Consider the following 19,896-nt stretch of genomic DNA (forward strand, 5'->3'; position numbering starts at 1 on the left):
AATTTTGATCTGTCGTACGCCCGGGTGACGGGCCGATACGTCGCACTATCAGGAACACAACATGTCCGGTAATACCTTCGGCAAGCTCTTTACGCTGACCACCTTTGGAGAAAGCCATGGCCAGGCGCTGGGCGCCATCGTCGATGGCTGCCCTCCGGGCCTGCCGCTTTGTGAGGCGGACCTGCAGGGCGATCTGGATCGTCGTCGCCCCGGCAGCTCACGTCATACCACACAGCGACGTGAAGCCGATGAGGTGCGTATTCTCTCCGGCGTCTTTGAAGGCGTGACGACCGGCACACCGATCGGTCTGATGATCGAAAATACCGATCAGCGCTCGAAGGATTACTCAAAGATCAAGGACCAGTTCCGTCCGGCGCACGCCGACTACACCTACCACCACAAGTACGGTGTTCGTGATTATCGCGGTGGTGGCCGCTCCAGCGCGCGTGAAACCGCCATGCGAGTGGCGGCCGGCGCAATCGCCAAGAAGTATCTGGCGGCCAGGGGCATCAGCGTGCGTGGCTACATGAGCCAGCTCGGCCCCATCAGCATCGACTTCAAGAGCTGGGACGGGGTCGATGACAATCCCTTTTTCAGCCCTGACCCGGATCGGGTGCCCGAGCTTGAAGCCTACATGGATCAACTTCGACGCGATCAGGATAGCGTCGGTGCTCGCATTACCGTGGTCGCCGAGGGGGTGCCGGTCGGTCTGGGCGAGCCGATATTCGACCGGCTTGATGCCGAGCTGGCACATGGACTGATGAGCATCAACGCGGTCAAGGGTGTCGAAATTGGCGCGGGCTTTGACAGCATTTCCCAGCGGGGCAGCGAGCATCGTGACGAGATGACGCCAGAAGGCTTTCTCTCCAATCATGCCGGCGGCGTGCTGGGCGGCATTTCGACCGGACAGCCCATTGTGGCGCATCTGGCGCTCAAGCCGACCTCCAGCATTACCACGCCCGGCCGTTCAATTGACGTGCATGGCAACCCGGTCGAGGTGATCACAAAGGGCCGTCATGATCCTTGTGTCGGCATTCGAGCCACGCCGATTGCAGAAGCCATGATGGCGCTGACGCTGATGGATCATCTGTTGCGTCAGCGCGGGCAAAACGGTGACGTTCGCGTCGAGACGCCGCAGATTAAACAGCTGTAGCTATAGGGGCTCAGCGGTCAGGACGGCCTGGCCGTGTGAGCCTTTGTCTATTTCGGCACCCGCTTCTGGCGGGCCCCTTGTCTATGGTTATGGTTGGCTCTCAAGGGGGCATCGCTTCCGGACGCCATGCGATGAGTCGCGACAGTCATGGCAGAAAAAGGGCGGTTTCCTGAAGCCATGTGACCCGACATGTGCTGTTGCAGGGCGCGGGGGTTATCACGTTATTGTGTTGAAACGCGCGTCGGCTAAAACGATCAAGGCACAAAAAGTTACGCTGCGTTACTCTATTCGCCGTCGACAGGGCCCGGAAAGTTGAAATGGCAGAACGTCTCCGGCGGATACAATATCTTCGATGAGAAGCGATATGCTGCACGAGATCAACGCACAGGTCAGCGTCTTTGGCCTGCTGCATCAGGAAGCACGCACGGCCGCCGGGGCTGAACCCCTGCTGGCGGATATGCTTGAGACGTACATAATATCCCAGTCCCACCTTGAGGGATGTCTTACGGCAGTCATGGCCTCGGCCATGGCAGATGCCACGCTTTCGTTTGAGGCTTTGACGGACTGCTTCCGGGGACTTTATCAGGCTGATGCGTCACTGGTGGACAGTGCCGCCTGTGACATGACGGCGGTCCTTGAGCGCGACGCTGCCAGCAGTGAATACCTGCCCATTTTGCTGTATCTCAAGGGATTCCAGGCGCTTCAGGCCCATCGTCTTGCTCACGCTTTGTGGCAGGGTGGTCGTCGTATGCTGGCTCGTGCGCTGCATCATCGCACCACTCAGGTTTTTGGCATCGATATTCATCCCGCCTGCCGAGTCGGCCGTGGCGTCATGCTGGACCACGGTACCGGCATCGTGATTGGTGAAACCGCCGAGATTGGCGATAACGTTTCGATCATGCAGGGGGTCACCCTTGGCGGCACCGGCAAGGAGAGTGGCGATCGCCATCCCAAGGTGCGCAGCGGTGTCCTGATCGGTGCCGGTGCCACCGTGCTGGGCAATATCGAAATCGGCTATGGTGCCCAGATCGGTGCTGGAAGCGTCGTGCTGGCGAAAGTTGAAGAGCACACCACCGTCGTTGGGATTCCTGCACGTCAGGCCGGGCGGCCACGATGCCCGAGTCCATCGGTCACCATGGAACACGGCAGCTTTCAGCCGGTGTCCAGGGCCCAGTGGTATCAGCAGGGCTCTTGATCGGGTCGCTGAAAAAGACAGACGCTGACATCAGGAGGGGCCGGTCAAATGACCGGCCCCTTTCTTTGGCAAGCGTTTCGCGAAACGTTAAAACTGCCAGCCGACGCCGAAGTAGTAGCCCCAACCGGTGCTGCGCACGCGGAAGTCGCCATCCCCGAAATTCAGCTCACTGCCATCGTTCCACTGGCCGCCATTATGAAAATAACGGGCCACGGCCAGAAAACGCAGGTGCGTAAAGGAGTAGACAAAGGCGTTGGTGGCGACCACGGCTTCGTTGGCGCGCGCCGAATTATCATCGCCCAGATCCGAGCCGAAATCATAGTTGGTGAAACCGGCGTAAAAGAGGCTGGCGCCATTATCAAAGCTTGCCAGCGGGTAGCTGTACTCGAGCTGCGCGCGATAGCCATCCCAGCTGTTTTCGTTGTCTGCTCCGTAATTTTCCCACTGATACTTGCCGTAGAAATTAAACGATACATCCAGCGGCGTGCCGGTCTCGATGTCGGTACCCAGACCGCTATAGAGCGTGTTCTGACTATTGTCGCTGTTGTGACCCCAGTCATAGATCCAGTTGGCTGCCAGATACCATTCACTGATGGGCCCCAGGCTCAGGTCACGACCGCTGAGCTCATTGAGAGACAGCCGCGGCTTGATTTCGGCAAAGATCGGCGAGCCCTTGTCGAAGATACCGCTGTCGGCGGCGTTTCCGATGCCAAAGAACTTTGGCATGTCGATATAGCCGTAAAGATCCAGCGGCCCCTTGCGACCGAAGAACTCATATTCCAGATAGATGTCATCGATTTTTTGCGGACCGAAGCGGATGTCCTTGCTGCCGATGACGGTGACGTTCTGATTGTACCAGTCCGACAGGTAGGCGCTGCGTGGTGCTTCGTCGGTGGCCTCATAGCTGGCGGTTTCACCCGAGGCAGCTGCCGACTCGGCACCCTGCGGTTCGGCATGAGCCGATAATGGCAGCAGCAGAGAGGTAAAAATCAGGGCATGAGGCGCGCCAAAAGATGGACGCAGACTCGCTCGGCATGTCGTGGGCATGCGTAGAGGGTAGGGCATGGTCATTCCTTGCAAGACGTTGTGTTGTTATTGGTCGGGTTATCGTTATATCAAAAAGGGGGAGCTTTCAGGCCGCGATGGCACCACGGCGGAGCCTTTGATGCAACTCTCGCGTGATCTGTCGGGCACGGTTCAGACGTTGTCGGAGGGCCGGCGTGAGGCTTCAAGTAGATCGATCATGGCGCGTGCGGCGTTTGAGAGCGTGCGATTTTCATGAAATAGATAGCCCAGCGGCCGCTCGATGGGTGGATGATCGACTTCGAGAACGTGAACGCTTTCATCGAGCAGGGTTTCTGGCAGCACGCTCCAGCCGAGCCCGATGCTGACCATCATCTTGAGCGTTTCCATGTAGTTGGTGGACATGGCGACGCTGACCTCACATCCGGCGCGATGAAAAACATTTGTGACCATGGCACGGGTAAAGGTCTGCTCGCCGGGCAGGACGGCGTCAACCCGGCTCAGGGCATCAAGGGTGAGCGCGGACTGGCGCACCAGCGGGTGATCCGGGGCACAGACGAAGTGAAGCCTGTCTAGCCACAGGGGAGTGGCCATCAAGGGCTTGGCGGTCTGCGGGGCAAGGGTTGCCAGTGCCAGTTCAAGTGAGCCGTCCAGAACGCCCTGATAGGCCTGCTCGGAGTCGAGAAAGCGCATGTCCAGTCGCACATCAGGCCAGCGCTGCGTATATCGCCGCAGAATCGAAGGCAGGCGATGCAGGCCGATGTGGTGACTGGTGGCAAGACTCAGTCTGCCGCGCACGTGCCCGCTCAGGCTGGTCAGTGCGCGCTGGGTATCCTCGAACAGCCCGAGAATTTCCCGCGCACGGGGCAGCAGCAGGTGGCCTGCCTCGGTCAGGGCAATGCGTCGGCCAATGCGATCAAATAGACGCGCATCCGTTTGGGACTCGAGTGTGGCAATGCGTTTGCTCACCGCTGACTGGGTCAGGTGAATCTGCTCGGCGGCCAGCGAAAACGAGCCGCATTCGGCCACGGCCACAAAGGCGCGCAGGCTTTCGGTTTCCATCGATTCCTCGCAGGAATGCATGCCATGAATAGGATGAATTGCTTTCATGGTATATCGCGGCGTAGTGTAGATGCCAGAAAGGTGTTGATGGGCCACCCCACAAGAGCCCCGGAACATCACGGACCGTGAATGCGCCTCTGGCGCAAGGAGAGACGACATGGCAGGACAGACGCTTTATGACAAGCTCTGGGCATCGCATCTGGTATCCAGCCGCGATGACGGCACTTCACTGATCTATATCGATCGTCACCTGCTTCATGAGGTGACCTCGCCACAGGCCTTTGAAGGGCTGCGCCTGGCCAACCGTCGCCCCTGGCGCATCGATGCCAATATCGCCACGGCTGATCACAATGTGCCCACCTCTCTCAAGGAGCGCAGCGCCGGGATCAAGGGCATCGAGGACAATGTCTCGCGCATTCAGGTCCAGACGCTGGATGACAACACCACAAGCTTTGGCATCGAGACCTTTGGTATCAACGATGTCCGTCAGGGCATCGTACACATTATCGGTCCGGAGCAGGGCGCGACCCTGCCGGGCATGACCGTGGTGTGCGGCGACTCTCATACCGCGACCCACGGCGCCTTTGGAGCGCTGGCGCACGGCATCGGCACCTCCGAAGTCGAGCACGTACTGGCCACGCAGTGTCTGATCCAGCGCAAGATGAAGAACATGCAGGTACGTGTGGAAGGCCGTCTTGGCCCGCACGTCACGGCCAAGGACATCGTGCTGGCCATCATCGGCAGGATCGGTACCGCCGGTGGTACCGGCTGTGCCATCGAATTTGCCGGCAGCGCGATCCGGGATCTGTCCATGGAAGGTCGTATGACGATCTGCAACATGGCCATCGAGGCGGGGGCTCGCGTCGGGCTGGTGGCAGTCGATGACACAACCATCAACTACGTCAAGGGCCGGCCCTTTGCACCGACGCCCGAACAGTGGGACGCGGCCGTCGAGAACTGGCGTTCGCTGGTCTCCGACGATGACGCCGTCTTTGACAAGGTCGTCACGCTGGACGCCGCCGCCATCGAGCCACAGGTCAGCTGGGGGACCAGTCCTGAAATGGTCGTGGGGGTTCATGACTGCGTGCCTGACCCTGCGCAGGCTGTTGACGAGACCTCGCGTCGTGGCATTGCTCGTGCGCTGGAATACATGGGGCTGCACGCCGGTCAGAAAATCACCGACATTCAGCTCGACCGCGTGTTCATCGGGTCATGCACCAATGCGCGCATCGAGGATCTTCGCGCGGCCGCCGCCGTGGTCAAGGGGTGCCAGGTGGCCGGTACCCTCAAGCAGGCGATGGTGGTACCGGGTTCTGGCCTTGTGAAGCGTCAGGCCGAGCAGGAAGGGCTGGATCAGGTGTTTATCGACGCCGGTTTTGAATGGCGTGCAGCGGGCTGTTCGATGTGTCTGGCCATGAACGCCGACAAGCTCGGTGCCGGCGAGCACTGCGCCTCGACCTCAAACCGGAATTTCGAGGGGCGTCAGGGCTATGGCGGGCGAACGCATCTGGTCAGTCCGGCGATGGCGGCTGCCGCTGCCGTGGCCGGTCATTTTGTCGATGTCCGCGAGTTCGTCGATACGCCCGTACCCACCCGGCGCGCTGCCAGTCTCTAAGCGCTCGTCCACGCCATTTTCAAGGAAAACACCATGAAAGCCTTTGTACGCCAAAAGGGTCTGGTCGCGCCGCTGGATCGTGCCAACGTCGATACTGACCTGATCATCCCGAAGCAGTTTCTCAAGTCGATCAAGCGCACCGGCTTTGGTCCCAACCTCTTTGATGAGCTGCGCTATCTTGATGAGGGCTATCCGGGTCAGGACTGCTCGAAGCGGCCGATCAATCCGGAGTTCGTGCTTAACCAGCCACGCTATGAGGGCGCCAGCGTTTTGCTGGCCCGCCAGAATTTTGGCTGTGGCAGTTCGCGCGAGCACGCGCCCTGGGCGCTGGAAGACTTCGGCTTTCGCGTCATCATCGCGCCGAGCTTTGCCGACATCTTTTTCAACAATGCCTTCAAAAACGGGCTGTTGCTGATCCAGCTCGATGAAGCCACGGTGGATCGCCTGTTCAACGCTGTCGAGCAGACGCCGGGGTATCGTCTGGATGTTGATCTGATCGAGCAGAAGATCACAACGCCCGACGGTGACGTCATCGAGTTCGAAGTCGACCCGTTTCGCAAGTACTGCCTCGAAAACGGTCTGGATGATATCGGCCTGACACTGACCGACAACTCTGATGCCATTCGCGAATTTGAAACCCGTCACCGTGCGGCTCAGCCATGGCTGTTTCGCGGGGAAGCTGCCAACCAGGCCTGAGGCAGGCACTTCGGCAACTCTACGGATGCCATGACGCTGCGGCGCACCGGCATCCGCTGCCTTTACCCGACAATCATGTGAATAAAACGCCACGCCCTGGCAGGGGTGGCGTCAACGGAATTCAGGTCATGACACAACGTATTCTTGTACTGCCGGGCGATGGTATCGGTCCCGAAATTACCCGTCAGGCGCGCCGCGTGCTTGAAGCCTGTCGCGAAGCCGGTCTTGATATCGACATCGAGGAGGCGCCGGTCGGTGGTGCCGAGATCGATCGTTCCGGCGTGCCGCTGGCGCCCGAGACGCTTGAGAAGGCGAAAGCGTCGGATGCCATTTTGCTGGGTGCCGTGGGCGGGCCGAAGTGGGACGCCATGCCCGATATTGCCAACCGCCCGGAGAAGGGGCTGCTGGCCCTGCGCAAGGAACTCAACCTCTTTGGTAATCTGCGTCCGGCGCTTTTATACCCTCAGCTGGTGGAAGCCTCGAGCCTCAAGCCGGAAGTGGTGTCAGGTCTTGATATCATGATCGTGCGCGAGCTGACCGGTGGTATCTACTTTGGCCAGCCGCGTGGGCGCGAGACTCGTGAGGATGGCACGCGCTACGGCTACAACACCTATGTCTATGACGAACACGAGATTCGTCGTATCGGGCGGGTGGCGTTTGAAATGGCGCAAAAGCGCAACAAGAAGCTTTGCAGCGTCGACAAGGCCAACGTGCTGGAGGTCACCATCCTGTGGCGCGATATCATGAACGAGCTGGCGCCCGAATATCCGGATGTTGAGCTGTCGCACATGTACGTCGATAACGCCGCCATGCAGCTGGTGCGTGCGCCCAAGCAGTTCGATGTCATTGTCACCGGCAACATGTTCGGCGATATCCTCTCCGATGCCGCTGCAATGCTGACCGGTTCTATCGGCATGCTGCCGTCGGCCTCGCTGAACGAAAGCGGTCAGGGCATGTTCGAGCCCTGTCACGGCAGTGCGCCGGACATCGCCGGTCAGGGGCTCGCCAATCCGCTGGCCACCATCCTGTCGGTCGCCATGATGCTGCGCTATTCACTGGATGCGCCGGCGCTGGCCGATCGTATCGAGCGTGCCGTGGGCGCTGTGCTGGATCAGAATCTGCGCACGGCAGACATTGCCTATGAGGGCACGCGTCAGGTCACGACCGAGGAAATGGGCGACGCTGTGGTCGCTGCGTTCGAATCGAATGCCTGATTCAGGCGTAAGGCGGTAATGACGGCCCGGATGTTGTCGAAAGACCTCCAGGGCAACTCTCAGCGGCAGCGAATCTGACGGTTCGCTGCCGTTTTGTCTTGCGAACCTGCCGGTCGGCCTCGCTTGATGGGTCATGCGGCTGGTCATGTACGGCGCGGGTGGTAGACTGAAAAGCAGGAATGCACGCATAGAGAAGAGGGCATGCCGGTGGAACGTGAAGGCCAGCGCTGGTTGATTCGTCAGGCTCGCATGGAGGATGCCGAGGCGGTTTGGCGCATTTTCAATCATGAAGCGGTTTTCCCCAACACGATGCAGCTGCCGTTCAGTTCGCTATCCCATTGGCAGCAGCGTCTTGAGAGTATCGAGCGTGATCATCACATGCTCGCCGCCTGTCATCCGCAAACGCCGGAGACACTGCTGGGGCTGATCGGATTGCATCCCGTGGCTGCCTCGGCGCGAGTGGCGCATGTTCGAACGATCGGTCTTGCCGTGCATCCTGACTACGCCGGTCAGGGCATCGGCAGTCAGCTTTTAAAGGCCGCCATCGATCTGGCAGACAACTGGTTGAACGTGACCCGGTTAAGCCTTGGGGTCTATAGCCACAATCAGCGGGCGATCGATCTTTACGAGCGACACGGCTTTGTCAAAGAGGGTTTGAGTCGCGGCATAGCCTTTGGACATGGCCGCTATCTGGACAGTCTGGAAATGGCACGCCTGCATCCACGTCTTGAGCAGGCCCTCAAGGCGCAATGCGGGCCGGATGAAACACAGACCCATTATTTATCACAACAGGGGAGCACAAGATGTTGAGAACCGGATTTGTTGGCTGGCGCGGCATGGTGGGGTCCGTACTGCTGCAGCGCATGCTCGAAGAGGATGGCTTCAAAAACATCGAGCCGATCTTTTTTACGACATCTCAGGCAGGCAAACCTGGTCCGGATGTTGGTGTGGAAGTGCCGCCGCTCAAGGATGCCTTTGATATTCAGGCGCTGGCCGAACTGGATGTCATCGTGACCTGTCAAGGCGGCGATTACACTGGCGAGGTGTATTCGAAGCTGCGTGACGCCGGCTGGAAGGGCTACTGGATCGATGCGGCCAGCACCCTGCGCATGGCGGATGATACGGTGATCGTGCTGGATCCGGTCAATCGCAAGGTGATTGATCAGCGTCTGGATGAGGGGTTCAAGACGTTTGCCGGCGGCAACTGCACGGTCAGTCTGATGCTGATGGGGCTGGGTGGTCTGTATGAGGCCGGGCTGATCGAATGGATGACGTCCATGAGCTATCAGGCCGCCTCCGGCGCCGGTGCGCAGAACATGCGGGAACTGCTTAACCAGATGTCGATGGTAGGCAACGCGGCCCGCGCCGAACTGGATGATCCAGCATCGGCCATTCTCGACATCGATCGCAAGGTCATCGAGACCATGCGCGGCAGTGACTTCCCCATCGATCAGTTTGGTGCGCCGCTGGGCGGCAGTCTGCTGCCGTGGATCGACAAGAAGCTGGACAATGGTCAGAGCAAGGAAGAGTGGAAGGGCGGCGTCGAGAGCAACAAGATCCTCGGCATGGCGCCCAATACGATTCCGGTCGACGGTCTGTGTGTTCGCGTTGGTTCCATGCGCTCCCATGCTCAGGCCTTCACGATCAAGTTGAAGAAGGATGTGCCGATAGACGAGATCGAGGATCGAATTGCACGTCATAACGACTGGGTCAGCGTGGTGCCCAATGACAAGGACGCGACACTGGCGCGTCTGACGCCGGCAGCCGTCACCGGAACGCTCGATGTACCGGTAGGCCGTCTGCGCAAGATGGCCATGGGCGGCGAGTATCTCTCGGCTTTTACGGTCGGCGATCAGCTGTTGTGGGGCGCGGCCGAACCGCTGCGACGCATGCTGGCGCTGCTGGTCGAGCGTCACTGACGCACCTGTCATCGTTATGCACTACTGGGCGCCTCATCGAGGCGCCCTTTTTTATGGATGGCTCTGGAAAGAGTGACGGGAGGATATGATGGCCGAACGACCCTGTCGTTTGCGTTCAAAAGGCTACCTGCTGGGCATGTTGTTGATGTCATGGACCATGACCTCCCATGCCCTGGGCCTTGCGGCGCCTCAGGTCATGTCCGGTTTCAACGAGCCCTTGAAGGCGCGTGTGGCATTGCTGGATACGGGAACACTGCGTGCTGATGATATTCGTGTCGCTCTGGCCGACAATGCGCGCTGGCAGGCCATGAATGTCTCGCGAACGGCAGATACGGATACTCTGCGTCTGACCGTCAATGGGACGCCAGGCCACCTCTACCTGGACCTGCGGGGTAGCCGTGCTCTTGGGGCCCCCTGGCTGGATGTGGTGCTGACACTTCGTTGGCCGGACGGTGAGTTGACGCCTCAGCTGACATTATTGCCCTCTGCGGAGGCTTCCGGCAGCGGTGAGGCAATGGCGGCCGTAAAGCCCTCTCGGGAGACGGTAGCGCGTCATCCAGCGTCTGAACTGGATGATGTGCGGCGTGACCCAGCGGTAGATCGTCAGGCGATGGCCTCTGCGTCATCGGTGCAGGACAGTCGGCGCGTTGCAGCTCTGGAAGGCAGGATTGATCGACTTGAGCAGCAGCTGCGCGCAAGCCTTGACGCTCAGACGGCACTGGCAACGGATATGGCCTCGCTCAGAGCGTCATCGTCCATCAACGTAGCGCCTGTCAATGAGCAGCCGGACAACTCCGTTGAGCTGGCGACGCTGACGCAGCGACAGCAGTTGCTGGAAAGCCGTCTGGATCAGCTTGATCAGCAGGGGCTGGCGGCCGGCACTGTTGATTCTGAAGCACTTCTTCCCGAGGCCGTGCCGTCACCGGCGCCGTCTCAAGCGGCGGTCCTTGCGCTCGACAATGGCGCCAGTCGCCATGACAGGTTTGTCTGGGTCTGGGGATTTGCCGCGGTCTTGTTGATGCTGGCAGGGGGATGGGCCGGCGTGCGTCGCTGGCGGCAGCGCCGCTACCGGCTGGTCAGCGCTCAGGAACTGTCCGCCACAGCGGCGTCAGCAGCGCCTTCTGAAAGCATGGTCAATGCTGGTGAGAGCGATGGCGATACTCCAGAGGCGGGGGGAGGGGACCACTCGCAGGATGAGGTCTGGTCGGCGCATCGTGCTCAGGTCGAGGAGATCTGTGCAGAAGCCGAGGTATTTCAACGTCATGGAAGACGCGAACATGCCATCACCATGCTCAGGGAGGGGCTTTTGCAGTATCCCGGAGAGGCCCGGCTGATCCGGGCGCTGGCCGCACTGGAGGCAATGTCTGATCATCATGACGCGCGCGATAGCGCTGATGAAGACCAGAACCTGAAGAAGACTTCGATGCCCTCACCTGATCCCTCACCCATGCTGGCACCAACCTGGACACTATCGTCCTCAATGGATGAGGACGCGCCTACCGGGGCTGTCGAGTGGGAAGTTTCGGGCTCATTGGCTGACAGGCATGTGAACCTGCCTCCAGCACCGGGGGCTGGCTTCCCTCAGGGATGGGCACTGGAAGAGGTGGCATTCGAGGGTGGTGATACGGATAATGAGCGCCCCGAGGCAGATTCACCCTATCGTCATGGTTGACGAGTCGGGATGATATCGATCCTATAATTTCTTATATAAGGGCGCTCGGCCGGTAGACACAGGATGTCATGGCCGGGTGCCCCTGCATGACCGAGTCACATGTCCCTGTTTACACGAATGGATGAAAACGAGCGCGTCAGCGGTCGTATTGCGCTGGGCCTTGAATATCGTGGCACGGCCTATCAGGGCTGGCAGCGCCTGAGTCATGGGCCTTCTCTTCAGGCCTCGCTTGAGGCGGCGCTTTCCCGCATCGCGCAGTCTCCCATCGAGGTCATGTGCAGCGGTCGTACCGACAGCGGTGTCCACGCCACACGTCAAATCGTGCATTTCGATACAGACAGTGCCCGCACACTAAAAGCCTGGGTCATGGGGACGAATGTACATTTGCCCCGTGACATGTCGGTGCGCTGGGCACGCGCCATGCCACACGATTTTCATGCTCGTTTTTCAAGTCTTGCCCGTCGCTATCGCTATGTCATTCTCAACCAGCCCGTGCCCCCGGCGCTTGATGCCGAGCACATGACTTGGCATCGCACACCACTGTGCGAGCAGCGCATGCACGAGGCGGCGCAGGTTCTGGTCGGAGAGCACGATTTTTCCGGCTATCGCGCCGCCGGCTGTCAGTCCAGCACGCCCTGGCGTCATGTCCATTTTGTCGAGGTGACGCGGGTGGGGCCGCTGGTCGTCATCGATATTCAGGCCAATGCCTTTTTGCATCACATGGTGCGCAATATCGCCGGGGTTTTGCTGACCATTGGCGATGGGCGGCGCGATGTCTCCCTGACCCGTGAGATTCTAAACGGCCGGGACCGCACGGTTTCCGAGGCGACTGCGCCGGCGCAGGGCCTGCACTTCGTGGATGTGTACTATGATCCACGCTTTGAGCTGCCGGCGGAGCCGCTGGGCCCGGCAGAACTTTACTTCAGCGGTGAATGGACCGGTGCTCGCACGCTGCCTGCGTCAAACTATCAGCGTCCGGTCTATCGCGGTGAACCGGCAGGACATCTGTAATCATCAGGACATCTGTCAATGCGAACCCGAATCAAGATTTGTGGATTGACGCGCGAGGCGGATATCGACGCCGCCATCAAGGCCGGAGCTGATGCGCTGGGGTTTGTCATGTGGCCCGGCAGCAAGCGGGCGTTGACGCCCGAGCGTCTTGAGCAGCTCAGCGCCCGGGTGCCGCCGTTCGTGACCAGAGTCGGACTTTTTGTTGATCAGGCCCCTGATCTGATCGCCAACTGTGCGCCCTGGCTCGACATGCTGCAGTTTCATGGTGAAGAGCCGCCCGAGGCCTGCGAGCTTTATGGCATGAGCTGGCTCAAGGCACTGCGCATGCGCGATGATATCGATCTTTATCAGCAGGCCGAGCGTTACCATCGCGCCCGTGGTCTGCTACTGGATGCGTACCGTCCCGGGGTGCCCGGAGGCACCGGCGAGGTCTTTGACTGGTCGCGTGTTCCAGATGATCTGGCGCTGCCGATTATTCTGGCGGGGGGACTTTCTCCGGAGAACATCGCTCAGGCCGTTCATCAGGTCTCGCCCTACGGGGTAGACGTCTCCGGTGGGGTGGAAGCCAGTGCCGGCGTGAAGGATCATGAGCTGATCCAGGCCTTTGTTGGCGGCGTGCAGACAGCGGACGCCACGCCTGCGACACGCTGACGCTTCAGGCGGTAAAAAAGGGTGATGCAGGGTAGAGATGCACGCCGGGCTGGCCCTCACTACCGCCGATGATTGATAATGGGGCCATGCGCCACGAGTTTTTTCGGCGCGCCCATTTTAAAAGACTGACCATCAACGATATGGAAGCCCTTTCTCGATGAGCTGGCTCGACAAGATTGTTCCTTCAATGGGGCGTACTGCCCGTACCGATCGTCGCAACAACATCCCCGACGGCCTGTGGCGCAAATGTCCCAATTGTGAGGCTGTCCTTTATCGGCCCGAGCTTGAGCGGCATCACAACGTCTGCCCCAAGTGTGATCACCACCTGCGTCTGAACGCACGTCGTCGCCTGTCCTGGTTTCTTGACAGCGAGGGGCGCGAAGAAGTCGCGGCTCAGCTCGAGCCGGTAGACCGACTCAAGTTCCGCGATTCCAAGAAGTACAAGGATCGTCTGGCCAGTGCACAAAAGGCCACCGAAGAGAAGGATGCCCTGATCGTCATGAAGGGCACGCTGGATGGCCTGCCGGTAGTGGCCGTGGCGTTCGAATTCGAATTCATGGGCGGCTCCATGGGGAGTGTCGTGGGCGAGAAATTTGTCCGCGCGGCAACGATTGCCCGTGAAGAGAAGCGTCCGCTGGTCTGCTTTGCAGCCTCCGGTGGTGCACGCATGCAGGAAGCCCTGTTTTCCCTGATGCAGATGGCCAAGACCTCGGCGGCACTGGAGCGCCTCAGCGGTGCCGGCATCCCTTACATTTCCGTACTGACCGACCCGGTCTTTGGCGGTGTATCGGCGTCACTGGCCATGCTGGGTGACCTGAACGTCGCCGAGCCCAATGCCCTGATCGGCTTTGCCGGTCCGCGCGTTATCGAACAGACCGTGCGTGAAAAACTCCCCGAGGGTTTCCAGCGCAGCGAGTTCCTGCTGGAGCACGGGACGGTCGACATGATCATTCATCGCAGCGAAATACGTACCCGTCTGGGCCGTATCCTGCGCACGCTGACTGATCGTCCTTCTGAACCTGCCGTCACCATGCTCGAAGACGTGGAAGGTGATGACGGGACGCCTTACAGCGCCGAGAATGCGCGCTGATTATCATGTCTCGCACACTGACACAGTGGCTGGCCCACCTGGAAAAGCTGCACCCGGTCGCAATTGACCTTGGGCTTGATCGTATCCGCGTCGTGGCCAAGCGGCTGGCGCTTTTGTCTGCGCCCATCGCTCGACAGGTCGTGACCGTGGCCGGCACCAATGGCAAGGGGTCGACCGTGGCCATGCTGGAGGCCGTGGCACGCGCTCATGGGTTGAGCACGGCCTGCTACACCTCGCCGCATCTGCTGCGCTACAACGAGCGCCTGCTGTTTGATGGCGACGAGGTCAGCGATGATGCCCTGATCGATGCCTTCGAGCGCATCGAGGCCGTCCGTGGAGATACCGGGCTGACCTATTTCGAGATGGGCACGCTGGCAGCGCTGGTCATTATTCGTGACCGTGCGCCTGACATGGCCATCCTTGAAGTCGGACTGGGCGGGTTGCTGGATGCTACCAACATCATCGATGCCGATGTCGGTATCGTGACCAGCGTGGCGCTGGATCATGCCGATTTCCTGGGTACTGATATCGAAAGAATCGGTATCGAGAAGGCCGGCATTCTACGTGCCGGCCGTCCGGCGGTGCTGGGTAGCCGTCAGATGGTCAAAACCGTTGCGGCACATGCCGAGGCCCTGCCGGTGTCTCACTGTCTGATACTGGGCCAGGATTTCGACTGGCAGCGTGTTGAGTCGGGGCGCTGGCAGTGGCAACGACCGAGTGAGACGTCAGATACGACATGCCGGTCGCTTCCCGACCCGGGACTGCCGCTGGATAATGCTGCCAGTGCGCTGACGGCGCTTGATGCGCTGGGTCTATCGCTTGAAACCGAAAGGCTTGAGCAGGCCTTTTCCGATATTCGGCTGTCAGGTCGGATGCAGCGCATCGGGCGTTACTGTCTGGATGTGGCGCACAATCCCCATGCCGCCGACTATGTGGCGAGTCAACTGGCTCAGCGACCTGCGACGCGACGTGTGGCGCTTCTGGGTATGCTGGGAGACAAGGATGCCGAAGGCGTGATCGAGGCACTCTGGCCGGTGGTCGATGACTGGCTGGCGGTGACCCTGTCAGGTGCCCGTGCGCGCAATGGTGAGGCATTGGCCGAGATTATTCGTGCGCGTGGCGGACATGTCCTGGCGGTGGTCGAAGGCCCCGGTGCTGGAATCGACTGGCTCGAACAACATTCACAACATGATGACGTACTGGTTTGCGGCTCCTTTTTTACCGTGGCAGAAGCTCTGGCTCGGCTCGAAAGGGGCGAGGGAACCGCGTAACAAGGAGAGAGTCGCATGAAATACGGCATGCGTGAGCGCATCAGCGGTATCGTCATTATTGTGGCACTGGCCCTGATCCTGCTGCCGATCCTGTTTGGTGGCTCAAGCGATGACGAAAAGAGCAGCGACGATTCATCGGTGATCATCGAGCAGCCCATCGAGATGTCACAGCCCGATGTCGCCGAGCCACAGTCACCGTTGTCCAGTGAAAGCGATGTTGCGGCCAGCAGTGATATCAGCACTGACAACACCGGGGACCGATCCAGCCAGGCCAGCCAGAGCAATCAGCTTTTCCCGGACCGTGAACGCGAGACGTCCTCGTCACAGACGCCGACCCGTAGTGAGCCGTCTTCATCGGGTTCACGCGACAGTGCTGCCACGCGTGGCAATGGCGGCAGTACAACGGCCTCAACCAGTACGAGCAGGTCGGGTACGGCTTCAAAAGACAGCAGTACTGGCAGTACGCAGCGTCAGACACCGGCACGCAATGATGACTCCTCGGGAGACCCGATCATGGCGGCGGTCAATCGCAACAGTCGCAGCGCCTCACAGCCTTCCGGAAGTGGTGGCTGGGCGGTCCAGGCGGGCAGTTTTGGTCAGCCCGGCAACGCTGACCGCTTGATCCAGCAGCTCGAGTCGCAGGGCTTCTCTGCCTACAAGCAGCCACGAGGCGAGCTTAATACGGTGTATGTCGGGCCGTTCAGTTCGACCGAGGAAAGTGAGCGTGCGCGTGCCGAACTTCAGGAAAAGGCCAACATCAAGGGGCTGATCGTTCGCCGCGAAGGTGGTCAGTGAGCTGGACCTGGATCGACTGGGCATTTGTCGTCATTGTAGGGTTCTCCGTTTTGTCGGGGTTTGCGCGCGGTTTTATTCGTGAAGGGTTGGGGCTGGCGGCCTGGGTGGCCGCGCTGCTTACGGCCCGAACCCTGGCAGTGCCGGCTGCCGGTCTTTTTGCCGACTATATCGACAGTCAACAAATTCGATTGGTGATTGGCTTTGTACTGGTGGTATTTGTCGTGCTGCTGGTGGCCAACATGGTCATCAGGCTGCTGCACGCCATGATCGAGTGGGTAGGGATGGGGTTTTTCAATCGTCTCCTTGGGGCTGTCTTCGGCTTTTTGCGCGGCGGTCTTGTCCTTGTCGTGATCGTGGCGGTGGTCGGTTTGACGCCACTGAGTCAGACCACTGACTGGCAACAGTCGACATTTTTACCCTGGGTCGAGCAGGGGCGTGATCTGGCCATTCGCCAGTATCAGCAGCTCGACAGGGATCAGTCTCTCATGGATGAAGCATCGCAGCGCGCTCGTGAACTGCAAGGGCATCTGCCACGGCAGATGTCGCAATGATCAAGCGATCAGTACGGCCGACAACACGTCGGCAATCACCGACAGCGAGGATGTAACGCATGTGCGGTATCGTGGGCCTGATGGCCAACTCGATGGTAAACCAGGCAGTCTATGATGCGCTGACGGTGCAACAGCACCGAGGCCAGGACGCTGCCGGCATGATGACCTGGGATAACGGGCGCTTTTTGCTGCGCAAAAGCAACGGTCTGGTGCGCGACGTCTTTCATACGCGGCACATGAAAAGACTCAAGGGCAACATTGGCATCGGTCATGTGCGCTATCCGACCGCCGGCTCTGCCAGCGAATCGGAGTCCCAGCCCTTCTATGTCAACTCTCCCTATGGCATTGCGCTGGTTCACAACGGCAACCTGACCAATTCCGAACAGCTCGTGGCGGAGCTCTTCAACGCTGACCTGCGCCATATCAATACCAGTTCGGACTCCGAGGTGCTGCTTAACGTTTTTGCCCATGAGCTTGGCAAGCAGGGGCACCAGCTGGAAGCCGAAGATATCTTTGATGCCATTCGTCGGGTGCATCGTCGCTGCAAGGGTGGCTATGCGGCGGTATCCATCATCAACGGCAAGGGGCTGGTCGCCTTTCGTGACCCACATGGTATTCGCCCGGTGGTTTTCGGCCGTCGCGATACGCCTGAAGGGCCGGAGTACATGATCGCGTCCGAGTCGGTAGCACTGGACGTGGCAGGCTTCGAGCTGATCCGTGATCTGGCACCGGGTGAGGCGCTCTACATCGATATGGCGCGTAATCTGCACACGCAGCAGTGTGTTGAAAACGCTCGGTTGACGCCCTGCATTTTCGAATACGTGTATCTGTCACGTCCGGATTCGATCATTGACGGTGCCAACGTCTATGCCACACGCATGCGCATGGGTCAAAAGCTTGCCGAGAAGATCAAGCGTGACTGGCCCGAGCATGATATCGACGTCGTCATCCCCATTCCCGATACCAGCCGTACGGCAGCGCTGGAGCTGGCGCTGCACCTGAATGTGGCGTATCGCGAAGGCTTCATGAAAAACCGCTATATCGGGCGGACCTTCATCATGCCGGGGCAGACCCAGCGTCAGAAATCGGTTCGACAAAAGCTCAATGCCATCGATATCGAATTTGCCGGCAAGAATGTTTTGCTGGTGGATGATTCCATCGTGCGGGGCACCACCTGCAATGAAATCATCCAGATGGCCCGCGAAGCCGGCGCCAAAAACGTCTATTTCGCCTCTGCCGCCCCCGCCGTTCGCTATCCCAACGTCTACGGGATCGATATGCCGGTGGCCATGGAGCTGATTGCTTTCGATCGCACCGCTGACGATGTGGCCGAGCTGATCGGCGCCGACCGGCTGGTCTATCAGGACCTTGATGATCTCAAGGAGGCGGTCAGGGAAATCAACCCCGGGCTTTCCGAGTTTGACTGTTCGGTCTTTGATGGCTGCTATGTTACGGGAGATATCGATCCGGACTATCTTGCCCGGCTCGAGATCGCGCGAAGCGATGCTGCCAAACAACAGTCCAGCGGTGGCCATGCGCAGGTGGACCTGCATAATGATGTCGAGGAAGTTGACTGATTCTCGTGCCCGCGGCAGGGTAAGGTATCGCTAAGGGTATTCATTGAATGACCGGGCCATGCGCCCGGTCATTTTGTTCATGATGATGACGGGCCATGCGGTCCCGGGCATTTTTAAATGACGTCACGGTCTTCGACCATTCAAGGAAGCCATCATGTTTGAAAAAGACGCCCAGGGCGATCATCTGCATCCGGATACGCTGGCCATTCGAGCCGGCCATCAGCGTACCCATGAGCAGGAGCACAGCGAACCGATCTTTCCCACTTCGAGCTTTGTCTACGAAAGCGCTGCCGAAGCCGCCGCCAAGTTTTCCGGCGAGTCGCCGGGCAATGTCTATTCGCGTTTCACCAACCCCAGCGTTCAGACCTTTGAAGCACGTCTGGCCGCCATGGAAGGGGCCGAGGCCTGTGTGGCCACCTCATCGGGTATGGCAGCCATCATGTCGACCGTGCTGGGTCTTCTGGAAGCCGGTGACGAGATCGTGGCCTCAAGGTCCCTGTTTGGCTCGACGGTCAGTCTGTTTGCCAAATATTTCGGCAAGTTTGGCGTGGTGACCCGTTTCGTGGAGCTTTCCGACCTGGAGGCCTGGAAGGCGGCCATGACACCGCGTACAAGGCTGCTGTTTGCCGAGACACCGTCCAACCCGTTGTCGGAGATCGCCGATATTCGGGCGTTGGCCGATATTGCGCATGATCACGGGGCCTGGCTTGCGATCGATAACTGTTTTTGCACCCCGGCGCTCCTGCGACCCATCGAGCATGGCGCCGATCTGGTGATCCATTCGGCCACCAAATACCTGGACGGGCAGGGGCGTGCCATTGGTGGGGCTGTGGCCGGTCGTGCCGATCTCGTCCGGGAAGTACACGGGGTCGTGCGGACCTGTGGTCCCAGCATGAGTCCCTTCAACGCCTGGATCTTTACCAAGGGATTGGAAACCCTGGGGCTTCGCATGCGTGCACACTGTGACAACGCGCTGTCGCTGGCGCAGTGGCTTGAGGCGCATCCGAGCGTGGCGCGAGTCCATTACAGTGGTCTGGCCTCTCATTCCCAGCATGCGCTGGCCGCTCGTCAGCAGAGTGGCTTCGGTGCCGTGCTGGGTGTGGAAGTGAAGGGTGGTCGCGAGGCGGCCTGGTCGGTGATCGACGCCACACAGCTCTTGTCGATTACCGGCAATCTGGGGGATTTAAAGACCACCATTACACACCCGGCGACCACCACGCATGGTCGACTCAGTGATGACCAGCGCGCCACGGCGGGCATTACGGAAGGGTTGATTCGTATCGCGGTCGGTCTTGAGCATCTTGAGGATATCAAGCGGGATCTTTCGCGCGGACTGGACGCGCTATAAATCGGCTGTCATCAGGGCTTCAGGCGAGTTCTGAAGCCCTTGCATTTCTTTTA

General features: G+C 59.7%; 18 protein-coding genes. 16 read left to right on the forward strand and 2 right to left on the reverse strand.

The window, feature by feature from the left end; translation table 11 throughout:
- The first annotated feature begins 61 nt into the window (after positions 1-61).
- Together aroC and cysE are read left to right on the forward strand one after the other, a co-directional pair.
- Complete coding sequence (gene aroC / locus B9G99_RS13315) at positions 62-1,153, forward strand: chorismate synthase (RefSeq protein ID WP_086622589.1); 1,092 nt, start codon at positions 62-64, stop codon at positions 1,151-1,153.
- A 364-nt stretch (positions 1,154-1,517) separates the two neighbouring features.
- Positions 1,518-2,348 (forward strand): serine O-acetyltransferase, encoded by an 831-nt coding sequence (gene cysE, locus B9G99_RS13320; RefSeq protein WP_086622590.1) that lies wholly within the window; start codon positions 1,518-1,520, stop codon positions 2,346-2,348.
- 87 nt (positions 2,349-2,435) lie between these two features.
- On the opposite strand, the gene B9G99_RS13325 is transcribed toward cysE, so the two are convergent.
- The gene (locus B9G99_RS13325) at positions 2,436-3,413 is read right to left on the reverse strand and encodes a nucleoside-specific channel-forming protein Tsx (protein WP_227875822.1); all 978 of its coding nucleotides are present in this window, start codon (positions 3,411-3,413) and stop codon (positions 2,436-2,438) included.
- Positions 3,414-3,545: 132 nt separating this feature from the next.
- Entirely contained in the window at positions 3,546-4,433 is an 888-nt protein-coding gene (locus tag B9G99_RS13330; protein WP_086623486.1) for a LysR family transcriptional regulator, read from the reverse strand.
- Positions 4,434-4,590: 157 nt separating this feature from the next.
- Here B9G99_RS13330 and leuC point away from each other — a divergent pair, with 157 nt between their 5' ends.
- From leuC to B9G99_RS13400, 14 genes are all read left to right on the forward strand, one after another.
- Complete coding sequence (gene leuC / locus B9G99_RS13335; protein WP_086622591.1) at positions 4,591-6,048, forward strand: 3-isopropylmalate dehydratase large subunit; 1,458 nt, start codon at positions 4,591-4,593, stop codon at positions 6,046-6,048.
- 33 nt (positions 6,049-6,081) lie between these two features.
- Complete coding sequence (gene leuD / locus B9G99_RS13340; RefSeq protein ID WP_086622592.1) at positions 6,082-6,744, forward strand: 3-isopropylmalate dehydratase small subunit; 663 nt, start codon at positions 6,082-6,084, stop codon at positions 6,742-6,744.
- A gap of 128 nt (positions 6,745-6,872) precedes the next feature.
- A complete protein-coding gene (gene leuB, locus B9G99_RS13345) occupies positions 6,873-7,958 on the forward strand; it encodes a 3-isopropylmalate dehydrogenase (RefSeq protein ID WP_086622593.1) in 1,086 nt (361 codons plus the stop codon).
- Between the two features lie 201 nt (positions 7,959-8,159).
- Positions 8,160-8,768, forward strand: a complete 609-nt coding sequence (locus tag B9G99_RS13350) for a GNAT family N-acetyltransferase (protein ID WP_086622594.1) — start codon at positions 8,160-8,162, stop codon at positions 8,766-8,768.
- Positions 8,762-9,877 (forward strand): aspartate-semialdehyde dehydrogenase, encoded by a 1,116-nt coding sequence (gene asd, locus B9G99_RS13355; RefSeq protein ID WP_086622595.1) that lies wholly within the window; start codon positions 8,762-8,764, stop codon positions 9,875-9,877. The genes B9G99_RS13350 and asd overlap by 7 nt, the downstream gene beginning before the upstream one ends.
- Before the next feature lie 88 nt (positions 9,878-9,965).
- Entirely contained in the window at positions 9,966-11,549 is a 1,584-nt protein-coding gene (locus B9G99_RS13360; protein WP_148663957.1) for a type IV pilus assembly protein FimV, read from the forward strand.
- A 99-nt stretch (positions 11,550-11,648) separates the two neighbouring features.
- Entirely contained in the window at positions 11,649-12,560 is a 912-nt protein-coding gene (gene truA / locus B9G99_RS13365; protein ID WP_086622597.1) for a tRNA pseudouridine(38-40) synthase TruA, read from the forward strand.
- An 18-nt stretch (positions 12,561-12,578) separates the two neighbouring features.
- Positions 12,579-13,211 (forward strand): phosphoribosylanthranilate isomerase, encoded by a 633-nt coding sequence (locus tag B9G99_RS13370; protein ID WP_086622598.1) that lies wholly within the window; start codon positions 12,579-12,581, stop codon positions 13,209-13,211.
- A gap of 157 nt (positions 13,212-13,368) precedes the next feature.
- Positions 13,369-14,301 carry an acetyl-CoA carboxylase, carboxyltransferase subunit beta gene (accD, locus tag B9G99_RS13375; RefSeq protein WP_086622599.1) on the forward strand — a complete coding sequence of 311 codons (933 nt, stop codon included), beginning with the start codon at positions 13,369-13,371 and terminating at the stop codon, positions 14,299-14,301.
- A gap of 5 nt (positions 14,302-14,306) precedes the next feature.
- Positions 14,307-15,572: a bifunctional tetrahydrofolate synthase/dihydrofolate synthase gene (folC, locus tag B9G99_RS13380; protein WP_086622600.1), complete on the forward strand. Its 1,266-nt coding sequence runs from the start codon at positions 14,307-14,309 to the stop codon at positions 15,570-15,572.
- Between the two features lie 15 nt (positions 15,573-15,587).
- Positions 15,588-16,367, forward strand: coding sequence for an SPOR domain-containing protein (locus B9G99_RS13385; RefSeq protein ID WP_086622601.1), 780 nt, complete (start codon positions 15,588-15,590; stop codon positions 16,365-16,367).
- Positions 16,364-16,918: a CvpA family protein gene (locus tag B9G99_RS13390; RefSeq protein ID WP_086622602.1), complete on the forward strand. Its 555-nt coding sequence runs from the start codon at positions 16,364-16,366 to the stop codon at positions 16,916-16,918. Before B9G99_RS13385 ends, B9G99_RS13390 begins: the two co-directional genes overlap by 4 nt.
- Before the next feature lie 59 nt (positions 16,919-16,977).
- Positions 16,978-18,495 (forward strand): amidophosphoribosyltransferase, encoded by a 1,518-nt coding sequence (purF, locus tag B9G99_RS13395; protein WP_086622603.1) that lies wholly within the window; start codon positions 16,978-16,980, stop codon positions 18,493-18,495.
- A 154-nt stretch (positions 18,496-18,649) separates the two neighbouring features.
- On the forward strand, positions 18,650-19,843 hold the full coding sequence (locus tag B9G99_RS13400; RefSeq protein ID WP_086622604.1) for an O-succinylhomoserine sulfhydrylase: 1,194 nt from the start codon (positions 18,650-18,652) through the stop codon (positions 19,841-19,843).
- The last annotated feature ends 53 nt before the right edge of the window (positions 19,844-19,896 follow it).

It is taken from the genome of Kushneria konosiri, assembly GCF_002155145.1.
Lineage (GTDB): Bacteria > Pseudomonadota > Gammaproteobacteria > Pseudomonadales > Halomonadaceae > Kushneria > Kushneria konosiri.